This window comes from Marinobacter manganoxydans MnI7-9 (assembly GCF_000235625.1).
In the GTDB taxonomy this organism is placed as follows: domain Bacteria; phylum Pseudomonadota; class Gammaproteobacteria; order Pseudomonadales; family Oleiphilaceae; genus Marinobacter; species Marinobacter manganoxydans.
The window spans coordinates 1-13458 of sequence record NZ_AGTR01000055.1; the positions used below are offsets into that span (position 1 = coordinate 1).

14 protein-coding genes are annotated in these 13458 nt (G+C 55.8%); 2 read left to right on the plus strand and 12 right to left on the minus strand.

Annotation, left to right across the window (positions count from 1 at the left end):
* The 12 genes from KYE_RS20905 to KYE_RS13350 form a co-directional block, all read right to left on the minus strand.
* Positions 1-647: PAAR domain-containing protein (locus KYE_RS20905; RefSeq protein ID WP_008174249.1), on the minus strand; the 647-nt coding region annotated here is incomplete at its 3' end.
* A gap of 173 nt (positions 648-820) precedes the next feature.
* On the minus strand, positions 821-1108 hold the full coding sequence (locus KYE_RS13300) for a HigA family addiction module antitoxin (RefSeq protein WP_036148342.1): 288 nt from the start codon (positions 1106-1108) through the stop codon (positions 821-823).
* Positions 1109-1118: 10 nt separating this feature from the next.
* Entirely contained in the window at positions 1119-1397 is a 279-nt protein-coding gene (locus tag KYE_RS13305) for a type II toxin-antitoxin system RelE/ParE family toxin (protein ID WP_008174254.1), read from the minus strand.
* Positions 1398-1627: 230 nt separating this feature from the next.
* Positions 1628-3199 (minus strand): transposase, encoded by a 1572-nt coding sequence (locus tag KYE_RS13310; protein ID WP_008174256.1) that lies wholly within the window; start codon positions 3197-3199, stop codon positions 1628-1630.
* Between the two features lie 148 nt (positions 3200-3347).
* Entirely contained in the window at positions 3348-3662 is a 315-nt protein-coding gene (locus KYE_RS13315) for a HigA family addiction module antitoxin (protein WP_008174257.1), read from the minus strand.
* A gap of 14 nt (positions 3663-3676) precedes the next feature.
* Positions 3677-3958, minus strand: coding sequence for a type II toxin-antitoxin system RelE/ParE family toxin (locus tag KYE_RS13320; protein ID WP_008174260.1), 282 nt, complete (start codon positions 3956-3958; stop codon positions 3677-3679).
* A 135-nt stretch (positions 3959-4093) separates the two neighbouring features.
* The gene (locus KYE_RS13325; RefSeq protein ID WP_008174262.1) at positions 4094-4636 is read right to left on the minus strand and encodes a DinB family protein; all 543 of its coding nucleotides are present in this window, start codon (positions 4634-4636) and stop codon (positions 4094-4096) included.
* Between the two features lie 283 nt (positions 4637-4919).
* Complete coding sequence (locus KYE_RS13330) at positions 4920-5615, minus strand: hypothetical protein (RefSeq protein ID WP_008174265.1); 696 nt, start codon at positions 5613-5615, stop codon at positions 4920-4922.
* 27 nt (positions 5616-5642) lie between these two features.
* The gene (locus tag KYE_RS13335; protein ID WP_039882043.1) at positions 5643-7781 is read right to left on the minus strand and encodes an adenosylcobalamin-dependent ribonucleoside-diphosphate reductase; all 2139 of its coding nucleotides are present in this window, start codon (positions 7779-7781) and stop codon (positions 5643-5645) included.
* 402 nt (positions 7782-8183) lie between these two features.
* The gene (locus KYE_RS13340) at positions 8184-8978 is read right to left on the minus strand and encodes an ABC transporter ATP-binding protein (RefSeq protein ID WP_008174268.1); all 795 of its coding nucleotides are present in this window, start codon (positions 8976-8978) and stop codon (positions 8184-8186) included.
* A gap of 9 nt (positions 8979-8987) precedes the next feature.
* Positions 8988-9890 carry an ABC transporter permease gene (locus KYE_RS13345; protein ID WP_008174269.1) on the minus strand — a complete coding sequence of 301 codons (903 nt, stop codon included), beginning with the start codon at positions 9888-9890 and terminating at the stop codon, positions 8988-8990.
* A 66-nt stretch (positions 9891-9956) separates the two neighbouring features.
* Positions 9957-10931, minus strand: a complete 975-nt coding sequence (locus KYE_RS13350) for an ABC transporter substrate-binding protein (protein ID WP_008174270.1) — start codon at positions 10929-10931, stop codon at positions 9957-9959.
* 241 nt (positions 10932-11172) lie between these two features.
* Here KYE_RS13350 and KYE_RS13355 point away from each other — a divergent pair, with 241 nt between their 5' ends.
* On the plus strand, positions 11173-12840 hold the full coding sequence (locus KYE_RS13355) for an AMP-binding protein (RefSeq protein ID WP_008174271.1): 1668 nt from the start codon (positions 11173-11175) through the stop codon (positions 12838-12840).
* A 131-nt stretch (positions 12841-12971) separates the two neighbouring features.
* Positions 12972-13457 (plus strand): thioesterase domain-containing protein, encoded by a 486-nt coding sequence (locus KYE_RS13360; RefSeq protein WP_008174272.1) that lies wholly within the window; start codon positions 12972-12974, stop codon positions 13455-13457.
* Position 13458 lies beyond the last annotated feature (1 nt).

Below are 13458 nucleotides of genomic sequence, written 5' to 3' on the forward strand. Positions count from 1 at the left end.
GCACTGAGGTAACTGCCTTCCATCACCTGCGACAGTTCGGCACTGCACTCGTCCTCGGAGATGGCCCCAGCCGCATTGGCCGTAAGACAATCGTCCATCTGTCGCTGGTACGTCTGTGTGTTATCGCGGTTGTTGCCGGTGCCATCGAAAAAGATGCCAGCCTCCACCCGGACCTTAGGACGGTTCTCTTCTTCGGGCGAATCCTCTGGCGATTCGTCAGAAACACCTTCGTCAATCAACGCGCCTTTCTGCGCAGCTTTGCGCACAAACTCCTGCGGATCTTTGTCCAGCAACTCTTTGGCGGCAGGGGTAAGCTGGCCTTTGTCATCCAGCGCACCAGCCATGGCGAAGTCCACAACCGGTGCCGTATTCGTGGCGACACCCAAAATCACTCGTGGATTACCGCTGACAATGGAACCACCATGACTGGTGGGGCTGCCAAGGTATGCCACCGGCATACCATCGGCTAACGCCAACGGGTAGCCTTGAGTAATAACCGCACCACAGCCGGTGACATCACCAACGCGAGCGATAGGTTTACCTTCAACAAGGATGCTGGAGCCGTTTGGCATGATGGGGGAAGAGCCGTGCCCTTTGATCGGGCAAACGTGCATATCGCCGACGCAGGCGGCAATCAGATTGCTCATGGTGAGAGTTCCTTTCTGTGATAAGTAGCGTCCTGGCTATCCGTGATTAAACATTGTTCAAAACCGGCAATTTTAGCATGGTTGGCACCACATAACTCCCGACATCACCGGTGACAGAACCGCAGCGAAGCGGAGGTTTTGGCATCCGGTGCATGGCCTGGTTATGTGCTGCTTCAGGCTGCAACAAGCTTCTTCACGTTGAGCTCTTTGCGGTGTTGTTCAGCATGCCAAAGTTCATATTGGGACTGCTGATTTAGCCAGCTTTCTGCCGAGGTATCGAAAGCGATAGAGAGCCGGATCGCCATTTCTGGACTGATGCCGGCCTTGCCATTCAACACGGCACTCAGCGTTTTGCGGCTAACGCCCAATGCCTCTGCTGCTGCTGTGACAGAAAGGCCAAGGGGCTCAAGACAAAGCTCTCGCAGCACTTCACCCGGGTGTGGAGGGTTGTGCATTAACATTGGCGGTACCTCAGTGATAATCTTCGTAGTTCACAATCTCGGCATCTCCGTCTTCGAATCGAAAGGTCACTCGCCAGTTACCGCTGACGGTCACTGACCAGATTCCGGCACGATTGCCAGAGAGCTCGTGCAAGCGAAGACCGGGTAAGTCCATATCTTTGGCATTCGATGCTGCATTCAATCTACCGAGAATGAGCCGAAGCCTCTTTTCATGAGCGGCCTGAATCCCTGCAGTGCTGCCGGACTTGAAGAATTTTGCCAAGCCCTTGTGTTTGAAGCTTCGAATCATTCCTTGAATGTACCCTGCAACGTATCAGGTGTCAAAACATATAACGAGGCTGTAGAAAAACCCGATTCCGAGTCGTTCCCAGCGCCTGATTCCTAAAATTTTTGTAGCGGCCACCAGCTAGTCGATTATCGCCATTCCGATGATCAGCCATCAGTTTCGCCCATTTGATGGGGTCAGTGTCAGTCCTGCTGGCAACCAGCGACCACGTTTCCGGCCTTCTGCTCTTTGTGTCACGCCGCCAACTGCCCGTAATTCGCCAGCTTCTCAATATTGTGCACCAGGCAGTATAGCTGCCACTGGCCCTGTACTTTCTTCTTGCCCCGCAGACTGAAGCGGTTCAGCCGTTTGGTCGTGCCAATGTTGCCGAACACCGGTTCTACCACCGACATGCGGTGACTGTAGATCTCTTTGCCCTGCCGGCTGTCGACGCGTTGCTTCATCCAGTCGGTGTAAGTGGGCCCGCGCTTTAGCTCCAGGGTGTAGGAGACCTGCCGTCCTTTGCCCTTGCGATGATTTGCAGATTCCGGGTTCTGCATGCACTGGTGTTTCCTGGAACACTGACGACACTGGAGTAACCGGCCCTGGAAATGAGCCCGGGGCACACCATTCTGATCCGTTCTCGTGCCCTCGTAATGCAAGGATTTCCCGGCTGGGCAGATACAGGTCATAGTGACCGGATCGAACTGGAATTCACTGGCCGGGATGGTCTTCTTCCAGCCAGTATCCGGCAGCTTCTGATGACGTTTGCCGTATTTGTCTTTCTGGTTCTGGAACTTCGGATCTCGACTGCGGAACCGGTTGTCTGGCACGTAGCCGTTGATCTGCCGTTCGTGCAGGTACTTCATGTTGGCTTCGTTGGCGAAGCCGGTGTCGGCGGTGATCACAGTGCCTTGCTGGTAGATGCTCTCGGCAATGCCCAGTTTTTTGAAACGGGCTTCGACCGTTTCCAGGACCGGTTGTAGAGTGTGGTGTTCCTGGCCTTCGCCAAAGGCCTGGGCATCGATGATCACCTGGTGTTTCCTGTCCACCGTGGCCACACCGTTATAGCCCTGGATCGTGCCCTTGCTGGTGGTCATCTTGGCGCTTTCGTTGTCAGTCAGGTTGCTCTTCACTTCCTTGCTCCGCTTCCCCCGGCCCATCCTTGGGCGGTTCGTCTTTAGGAAGCGGTCCACTTTGTTCATGGCTTCATCCAGCGAGAGGATGGTGTTTGCACGGCGAATATCCCGATCCAGTTCAGCTTCGGTCTCCGTCTCGTCACGCTCGTAATGTTCCTTCAAGTGGTGACGGATCAGTCGTCGCAACTTCTCTCGTTTCTCTCCCAGTTCCTTGAAGGTACCCGACCATTCCTTGGCAGCGTTGGAGGACATCTTGCAGCCGTCGATGGCAAAGAGTTCGTTGCCCAATAAGCCCCGCTCGTGACACACCAGCAGCACCTGCTCGAACAGTTCTTCAATCTCGCCGGAATGGCTGCTGACAAACTTGGCCAATGTCGTGAAGTGGGGAACGGTATCGCAAGACAGTGCCTTGAAGATGATATTGGTCTCGCAGCACCACTGCATCTCGCGGCTCGAGGTGATGCCTTTGGAATAGGCGAACAGGATGATCTTCAGCAGGATGGCCGGATCGTAGGCCAGCCGGCCGGTGTCTTCGTTGCGGTACTTCGGATGAAAGACTGACAGATCAAGCTTGTGCTCGATCAGGTAGTGCACCGCGTGCTCGAAGGTGCCGGGCTGGAGCTGTTCCTGGTAGTTGATCACGACCATCGCATCCTGGTCGTAGTTGTAGTGCTTGAAGCGGGGCATGGGACGGATCCTTGTCGGGCTGCGATGCCCTGATCCTACCAGGTCTGGAGCAGCGATTCTGGGACTTTTTCTACAGCCTCAACGCCCGCTATCACCGGTGACAAAACCAGAGCGAAGCGGAGGTTTTGGCATCCGGTGCATGGCCTGGTTATGCAGCATGTAGCGGCTTGATCCGATCCACTTCTTCCTTGACCGACTGAGCGGCGGTCCAAAGATCAACAGATCGCTGCGCATTCAGCCAGAATTCCGGCGAATTACCAAACAAACGTGCAAGCCTAAGCGCCATTTCAGGGCTGACAGCACGACGCTCGCGCAGTAATTCATTAACTGACTGGCGAGAGACACCCAGAGACTCAGCCAACCCCGAAACAGTCAGGCCATAGTCCGGAAGAAAATCCTCCCTCAGCATTTCGCCAGGATGAGTCGGTTTGCGCTGCATACCGGCAGTATTAAGAATAGCCATAGTCATCCCCTCACTCAGTGGTAGTCACACACCTCGACTTCATACGCATCGCCATCTTCAAAACGAAAACAGATACGCCACTGATCATTTATTGAAATTGCATGCTGCCCCTGCCTGTCTCCCGACAGCGGGTGAAGGCGATTGCCAGGCGGCACTTTCAAATCCTCTAACTGTACGGCCAGATCCACGTATTCAAGTTTTCTAGCGGCTCTCGATGCAACATCCGCAGGAAATTTCTTTGACTTGCCCTTGGAGTAAAGTTCTTGGGTTCGTTTGTCAGCAAAGGATTTGATCATGAAACGAAGTGTATTGCGTCACGTGACGCTTGTCAATATGGCCTGAGAATTACTGCATAACGCTGAGCTTAGCGGCGCCACGACAGTGGCGTCCGGTGGACGGCCCTCGGGCCGGGAACGCACTACAGCGACTGGTTATACGTGAGTTTCCTTCGGAATCAGAGCCAATAGGTCAGTAACCCCAACGTCCGCACCTGCCTGTGATAATAGAGCGGAAACTTGCCCTCGATGATGAGCCTGATGGTTAAAAAAATGAAGGACAAGACTCGAATATCGCTTATTGGCCGGAATCCCTTTGGTGTTGTGGTAGCTGAGAACGAAATCCAGATCGCTTTGGGTTAACCCGGCTACCCAGCTAATAATCTGCCGGTCAAGCCAAGTCCGATGTTCGAATAAGCTACCAATATCGTCAAACACTATCTGGCTTAGGCTTGTCGGATTTGGAAGGTTGGCGACCTCCTGCAACGAGCCCACGCAGGATGGATGGTTGGCAAACCGCTTCAGCCAGATCGTGTCACCAACGACGATGTGATTCAGAGTTCCAAGAATAGAGCCGAAAAAAGCCCCGCGATCCTGAGTTAAGTCTGTTGCAGAGAGCGAACTTGCAGACTCGTAAATTTTGGAATTCATCCATTGGTTGTATATGGACAGCAATTCAAAGTGATCTTTCAGGCTCACCTGAGTTCCCTCTCATGTATAACATTTTTATATTGGTCGCGATGACCATTTTTCCGACCAACTATCCAGAATGACCACTTTGCCAATCGAACCAAAAGTTCAAAAAATCTCAATATCTTGAATTCCAAACTTGCCTCAAAACTTCTATAAAAACGATCACAACGACTGCTTTTCCTGAGATCACCAATTTTTCGATAAAACCGATGACTTTTCCTGCCCACCAAACAAAAAGGCCCGAAGTTCTCACTCCAGGCCTTCTTGTTACTCAGTGCCGCTCATCATCTCAACCGCACTTGCTATCGCCGCAGGAGAGGCAAGTCGCACAGCCGTCCATCACAATCACCGCCTTGGTGCTGCACTTGCCGCACATGGTGGCGTTGGGTGGGTAGTCGTCGGCTTTTTCGTCGTTCGTGGCCGTGCTGTGGCTGGCTTCGAACTCGGCGCGCTTTTCAGCGAGGATGCGCTTGGTGGTTTCGCTCATTTCCTCGCTTTCCAGCAGGCCGATGGCCTTCAGGTGCTTCTCAATCACGGCGCCGATTTCAGCGACCAGGGACGGCATGAACACGCCGCCTTTCTTGAAGTAGCCGCCGTTGGGGTCGTACACGCTACGCAGCTCTTCCACCAGGAAGGTTACGTCGCCACCCTTGCGGAATACCGCAGAGATAACGCGGGTGAGGGCGATGACCCACTGGAAGTGTTCCATCGACTTGGAGTTGATGAACACTTCGTACGGCTGCCGGCTTTCGTGGTCGGTGCCTTCGTTGAGCAGGATGTCGTTGATGGTGATGTACATCGCGTGCTCAGCCACCGGCGGCTTGATCTTGTAGGTGGTGCCCAGCAGGAAGTCCGGCCGTTCGATGTATTCGTTCATCTGAACGGGCTTGGTTTCTGCGTGCACCGGTGCCTGGTGTTCGGTAGCTTCGGGGTCGACCTTCTTTACGCGGTAGCCGACGATTTTGTTTCTGATTTTAACTGTCATGTTCGTTTTCCTGTGTCGGTTCCCGGATCAGTACTTGCCGTAGGTGCCTTCTTTAAGCGCGTCAAACAGGTTGGCGGCGTTGTGGATTTCGCCGTCGTACTCTACCTGCTCGTTGCCCTTGAGGGTGACCTTGCTGCCATCGTCCAGGGTGAACTCGTACAATGTGTTCTCGAGGTCTTTTTCCTTAACCAGTACGCCCTGGAAGGCTTCCGGGTTGAAGCGGAAAGTGGTGCAACCCTTCAGGCCCATGTCGTAGGCGTAGAGGTAAATGTCCTTGAAGTCCTGGTAGGCGAAGTCTGTCGGAACGTTCGCGGTCTTGGAAATCGAGGAATCTACCCACTTCTGGGCGGCGGCCTGGATGTCCACGTGCTGCGACGGTGTTACGTCGTCGGAGGTGGTGAAGTAGGCCGGCAGCTTCTTGTCCTCGTCATCGGAGAACGGCATGGCGCCCGGGTTCACCATATGACGATATGCGAGCAGCTCGAAGGAAAATACGTCTACCTTCTCTTTTGTCTTCCGGCCTTCGCGGATGATGTTACGCGCGTAGTGGTGCGAGAAGCTCGGCTCGATGCCGTTACTGGCGTTATTGGCCAGAGACAGGCTGATGGTGCCGGTCGGCGCGATGGAGGTGTGGTGGGTAAAGCGGCCACCTTTCTCGGCCAGTTCTTCCACCAGCTTCGGTTCCACGTTGGCAATCTGCTGCATGTACTTGCTGTACTTGGCGTGCAGGATGCGGCCTTTCACCTTGTCGCCCAGTTTGTAGCCGTCTTCAGACAGCTGCGGGCACTTGGTGAGCATTTTCGGGGTAATTTCGAACTCGTCGTCCATGATTGGCGCAACGCCTTTTTCTTCGGCCAGGGCGAGGGACTGGCGCCAGCCTTCCACGGCCATTTCACGCACGACTTCTTCGGTGAACTGTACGGATTCTGCAGAACCGTAGGGCATGCGCAGCATGGCGAGGGTGGAACCCAGGCCCAGGATGCCCATGCCGTGGCGGCGCTTGTAGGTGATTTCGTGGCGCTGCTCGGCCAGCGGCAGGCCGTTGATCTCTACCACGTTGTCCAGCATGCGGGTGAAGATGCCCACCACCTTGCGGTACTTCTCGTAGTTGAAGCTGGCCTTGTCGGTGAACGGGTAGTCCACGAACATGGTCAGGTTCACCGAGCCCAGCAGGCAACTGCCGTACGGGGGCAGGGGCTGCTCACCGCAGGGGTTGGTGGCGCGGATGTCTTCGCAGAACCAGTTGTTGTTCATCTGGTTGACCTTGTCGATCAGGATGAATCCCGGCTCGGCGTAGTCGTAGGTGCTGGTCATGATGGTGTCCCAGATGAACTGGGCTTTCAGGGTGCGGTAGATGCGGCAGGCAACCTTGCCTTCCCCGTTCACCACGTAGCCTTTCTGTTCGGGGAAATCACGGTATACGAACTGGCTCTCGTCGCTCAGGTCCAGCTTTTCGTCTTCCACTTCCTTCTGGGTAACAGGGAAGGAGAGGTGCCAGTCGTCGCCGTTGCGTACGGCTTCGATGAAGTCTTCGGTGATCAGCAGCGAAAGGTTGAACTGGCGCAGGCGACCGTCTTCACGCTTGGCCTGGATGAAATCGATCACGTCCGGATGGTGCACATCGAAGGTGGCCATCTGGGCGCCACGGCGGCCACCGGCAGAGGACACGGTAAAGCACATGCGATCGAAGATATCCATGAACGACAGCGGGCCGGAGGTGGTTGCCCCGGCGCCGGCCACATACGCGCCTTTCGGGCGCAGGGTGGAGAATTCATAACCGATACCACAACCTGCCTTGAGGGTAAGGCCGGCTTCGTGGTTCTTTTCCAGGATGTCGTTCATGGAGTCCTGAACGGTGCCGGAAACGGTGCAGTTAATGGTGGAGGTTGCCGGCTTGTGTGCTTCGGCACCCGCATTGGAGGTAATCCGGCCGGCGGGAATGGCGCCGTTCTGCAGGGCCCAGATGAAGTTCTTCATGTGCTGGGTGCGTACGGATTTGTTTTCCACCTCGGCAAGGGCTTTGGCAACACGTTCGTAGGTTGCGTTGATGTCCTTGTCTACGGGCTCGCCGGTCTTGGTCTTCAACTGATATTTACTGTGCCAGATGTCGATCGAGGCTTCCTGCATCGGGATTGTCGTTACCACTGCCTGTGCCTTAGCGTTCATTTCCACCCTCTGTCTTCCGGTATGTCTTCTTTTGATGGCGCCAGTCCTTATACCGGCGGCGCCATACCCCTTGAGAATCGTCTGATTGGCCTTGGGCCTGTTTTCTTTTTAAACACTATATATGGGCTGAATCTGAAACGAGTATAACAGGATATAGTGTTCTGTGAATAAGAACGCAACTATTGATAGACGCTTCGGGGCAAAGAAAATCAATCAAAACCGACTTGAATCCGGGAAATTTTTTCTAAAACAGCGGTTTGGGGCTAAAGGTTCAAAACCACTACATGTTGTGGTTTTGTGAGGATGTGGTGTCAATAGCGAATTGTGCGATTCCGGTCGAAAAGTCACAAAAACAAGCGGGCCCGGAGGGGAAACGGGGGCCAGTCTGGCCCCGTTTTTTTATCAGCCCAGCAACAGGCTGTCGTCGTCCACTTCCAGCCCACGCTGCTTTTCAAACAGCCCGAGCAGATCCTTCACTTCCAGACCTTCCCGATCTTTGCCTACGATATCGAATACCACCTGGCCCTGGTGCAGCATTACCGTGCGGCTGCCGACTTCCAGTGCCTGCTTCATGCTGTGGGTTACCATCAGTGCCGTGAGCTTCTGCTCTTCGATGATCTTGGTGGTGAGTTCCAGCACGAATGCAGCGGTTTTCGGGTCCAGCGCGGCCGTGTGTTCGTCCAGCAGCAGGATGCTCGAGGGCGTTAGGCTCGCCATCAGCAGGCTCACGGCCTGGCGCTGACCCCCGGAGAGCAGGCCCATCTTGTCGCCAAGACGTTTTTCCAGGCCCAGATTCAGGGACGAAAGGCTGTCCCTGAATTTTTCCATGTACTGCTTCTTCACGGCGCTGGTGAGGCCGCGGCGTTGGCCACGTTTGATGGCCAGGGCGAGGTTTTCCTCGATGCTGAGGCCCTCGCAGGTACCGGCCAGTGGGTCCTGGAATACCCGGGCAACACGGCCGGCCCGTTTGTGGGTCGGCAGTTTGGTGACGTCCAGGTTGTCCACGATGATCTGGCCGCTGTCTACCAGCACTTCGCCGGCGAGGGCATTCAGAAAGGTGGATTTGCCGGCGCCGTTGCTGCCTATCACGGTGACGAACTCACCCTGGTTAACGGTCAGGCTCATACCCCGAAGGGCCGGGTTTTCCAGCGGTGTGCCCCTGCCAAAGGTAAGCCGGAGATCGGTTGCACTGATCATGTCGCCTCCTTAGGCCTTGCTACGGGAAAGTTTGCCGGCAATGGATGAACGTACGCCGGGCAAAACGATGGCCAGGGTAACCAGAACCGCGGTAATCAGGTTCAGATCCTGGGCCTGCAGTCCCAGGAAATCCGCATTCAGAGCGAAGGCAATGGCCAGTCGGTAGATGATTGCGCCCACCACGCACGCGATGAGCGCGCGTACCACGGTCGAGGGAGTCACCACGGCTTCACCGCCAATCAGGGAGGCAAGGCCAATGACGATCACCCCTACGCCCATGGTAACATCGGCTGCACCCTGGCTCTGGGCAAAGAGCGCACCGGCAAGTCCGACAAGGCCGTTGGAAACGGCAACGCCGAGAACAATCATGGCGCCGGTGGCGATGCCCTGTGCCCGGGCCATTCTGGCGTTGGCGCCAGTGGCTCGCATGGCCAGACCGGTTTCGGATTTCATGAAACGCCACAGCAGGATAAGGGCAACAAAGACCACAATAACGAACAGAAGCACCGGTACCTGATGGTAGGCCAGATCCAGGTCGTACCAGGGCGTCAGCACGGTTTCTTCGGTCAGCAGGGCCACGTTCGGGCGGCCCATGATGCGCAGGTTGACTGAATAGAGCGCAATCATGGTCAGGATCGAGGCAAGCAGATTAAGAATGTTGAGTTTCACATTCAGCAGTGCTGTTACCGCGCCTGCGGCCATGCCGGCCATGACGGCACAGCCTGTGGCTAACCACGGGTTCCAGCCTTCAATGATCAGTACGGCGGCAACGGCAGCACCGAGGGGAAAGCTGCCATCTACAGTGAGATCCGGGAAATCCAGCACCCGGAAGGAGAGGTAGATGCCGAAGGCGACCAGGCCGTAGATCAGTCCGGTCTCAATGGCACCATAAAGAGCGATGTTACTCAGCATGGTCGGGTATCACCAATGATAAAACGGGCAGCCCCTCGTGAGGGCCGCCCGTTGGGTTCAGGGGGATTACTTGGCGCTGTCGATCACTTTCTTCGCGTCTGCGATTACATCATCTGACAGGGTGATGCCCATGCGCTCTGCGGCGGCCGGGTTCACGAACAGGTCCAGCTTCTCCATGGTTTCAACCGCCATTTCGCCGGGTTTCTCGCCATTCAATACCCGGGCAACCATCACGCCGGTCTGGCGGCCATGGTCGTAGTAATCAAACCCGAGTGCTGCAACGGCACCGCGCTCAACGGTAGCGGTGTCTGCCGCGAATACCGGAATGCTGGCGCGCTCACCAACAGAGATGACGGCTTCGGCAGCACTGATCACGGTATTGTCTGTGGTCAGGTAGATGGCGTCTGCTTTACCCACCAGGGAGCGGGCCGCGCCCAGAACCTCGGAAGTTTTGGTGGCAGCACCTTTTACCAGTTCAAGGCCACGCGCCGCGAGGCGCTCTTCGAGCAGTTCCACCAGGGAGACGGCATTGGCTTCGCCCGGGTTGTACACCGTGCCAATGCGTTTGGCATCGGGCATTACGCGCTGCAGCATGTCCAGGTGTTTGTCGATGGGCAGCATGTCGCTTACGCCGGTAATGTTGGCGCCAGGCGCCTCCAGATTACTTACCAGCTTGGCGCCAAGCGGGTCGGTCACAGCGGAGAAAATCACCGGTGTATTGCGGGCCGCAGCGGCAACGGTTTGCGCGGAAGGCGTTGCAATCGCCACGATCACGTCGGGACTCTCACCAACGAATTTGCGAGCAATCTGGGAAGCAATGGCAGAGTTGCCCTGGGCACTTTCGTGCATCACTTCGAGGTTGTCGCCCTCTTTGAAGCCGCGCTCGGCGAGTTCATCTTTTATGCCCTGGTAGACGGCGTCCAGTGCCGGGTGTTCCACAATCTGTGTGATGGCTACAACGCGGGGTTCCTGTGCCTGAACAAGTGTTGCCAGCGCCAGCAGGGTGGCACCGAACAGGGTGCGCAGGGTTGTCTTGGCCATATGCCCATCTCCGGGTAGGTTAACTGATATGTTGCGAATCTGAAGGGGCGGAAGTTTACCACAGGCAAGGGGTTCAAGGGGTAGGGGATGTTGCCGGTGGCGGCGTTTTGGTTGCAATAGATGCAGTTGGAAATTATTTTGCTTGTGTCACGTTTTGACCGCTCATACTATGTTGAAATACCCTACGAAAGTCTAATAATAAATCATCTATAACTCGAATAACGAACTGCAAGGAAGGTCCATGGACACAACAAACAAGCTTCCCCTGGATATGGTTGATCACTGGGAGAAGGCCAAGGCGAACTCCGTATACATGACCCAGCCCATTGGCGACGGCAAAACCGTCGACTACACCTGGGGTCGGGCGGTGGATGAGGCGCGGCGCATGGCGTCTTACCTCAAATCGCTGAATCTCCCCGAAAAGAGCCGCATCGGCCTGATCTCCAAGAACTGCGCCCACTGGATCATGACCGACTGGGCCATCTGGATGGCCGGTCACATTTCCGTTCCGCTGTATCCCACCCTGAATGCCGACACCGTTAACTACATCCTGAACCACGCCGAGTGCGAGGTGGTGTTTGTCGGCAAGCTGGACGACTGGGACATGATGAAACCGGGCGTGCCGGAATCCGTGCGTTGCATCTCCTTCCCGCTGAGCCCTCCCAATGATTTCGAAACCTGGGACGATATCGTCGCCAAGTATCCGCCTCTGGAAGAAAATGTTAAGCGTGATGCCGACGAACTGGCCACCATCGTTTACACCTCAGGCAGCACCGGTAAACCCAAGGGCGTCATGCTCAGCTTTTACAACATGGCCTATGCGGCAGAGGGCGGCATGGAGGTACTCGGTGTGAGCTCCGAGGAGCGCATGTTGTCGTACCTCCCGCTGGCTCACGTGTTCGAGCGTACCTTTGTTGAGCTGGCCTCGCTCTATGCGGGTTTCCACCTGTATTTTGCAGAATCTCTGGACACCTTCGTGCAGGATTTGCAGCGTGCGCAGCCAACGCTGTTCCTCTCGGTACCGCGCCTGTGGGTGAAATTCCAGCACGGTGTGCTCCAGAAGCTGCCGAAGAAGAAGCTGGACCGGCTGCTGAAGATTCCGGTGGTCAACAAACTGATCAAGAAGAAAATCCTGAAGGGCCTTGGTCTGGACAAGGTCAAGCTGGCAGGCAGTGGCTCAGCCCCCCTCGCGAGCGACGTTCTGGACTGGTACCGCAACCTCGGCCTCGAGTTGCTTGAGGGCTATGGCATGTCTGAAAACTTTGCCTACTCCCACATGAGCAAGCCAGGGCGCTCAAGAACCGGTTACGTTGGTGAGTCCGCGCCGGGGGTTGAAACCCGCATCAGCCCGGAGGGAGAGATTCAGATCAAGAGCCCGGCCACCATGATGGGCTACTACAAGGACGAAGAGAAAACCCGGGAGACCTTCACCGAGGATGGCTTCCTGAAGACTGGCGACAAGGGTGAAATTGATGAGATGGGCCGGCTCAAGATCACCGGTCGCATCAAGGAAATCTTCAAGACCAGCAAGGGCAAGTATATTGCGCCTGCACCCATTGAGAACCGTCTGATGTCCCACGATGCCATCGAGATGGTGTGTGTCTCCGGTGGCAATCAGACCCAGCCCCACGCGCTGGTGATGCTGGCCGAGGAGTCCCGGCCGAAAATGGCGGATGAAGCCTTCCGTAAGGAAATCGAAGAAAGCTTCAAGAAGCTGATTGCCGATGTGAACAAGACCGTGGATCCGCACGAACAGCTGGCGTTCATCACCGTAATGAGCGACGAGTGGTCGATCGAGAACAGCTTCCTCACGCCGACCATGAAGCTCAAGCGCAACGTGGTTGAGGATGCGTATCAGGAGCAAGTGGACAACTGGTATGCACAGCGTCAGCCGGTTATCTGGCAGTAAAACGCCCGATTCGAAATGAAGATGTTATAGCCCGGCTCTGCCGGGCTTTTTTTGCCGGAAGAAAACCGACGTAAGTCGCATAGGGAAAAGGAGAAAGCGGGCCTAAACTGGATGAATATCAGGAGGATGTTATGAGCCAGTTGTCCCTTTTCCAGAAGCGTATCCAGGACGAAATTCCCCTTTCCCGGGCGTTGGGGATTCAATTGCATTCCTGGGATGGCCATTCGCTGCTGCTCAGTGCGCCGCTGGAACCCAACAAGAACCACCAGGGTACGGGGTTCGGAGGCAGCGTGTACTCTGCGGCGGTTACTGCGGCCTGGGGCCTGACTGAATTGGCACTATGGGATCTTGGCTTAAAGGGCAATGTGGTGGTGCAGAGCGGGAATATCGACTACCTCGAGCCCGTGTCTTCCGATTTCTATGTGATCTGCCGCCTGCCCGGTGAGGAGGTACCGGAACGTTTTCGCAAAAGTCTGGCCCGGCATGGCAAGGGACGGCTGGATCTGACGGCAGAGGTTTTTTGCGGCGAACCAAACACAATGCCTGAGGGGGATCCTGTGGCGGTTTTCCAGGGGCGGTTCGTGGTTCAGGATGTGAAATCCCGGGTAACGTTCTGAG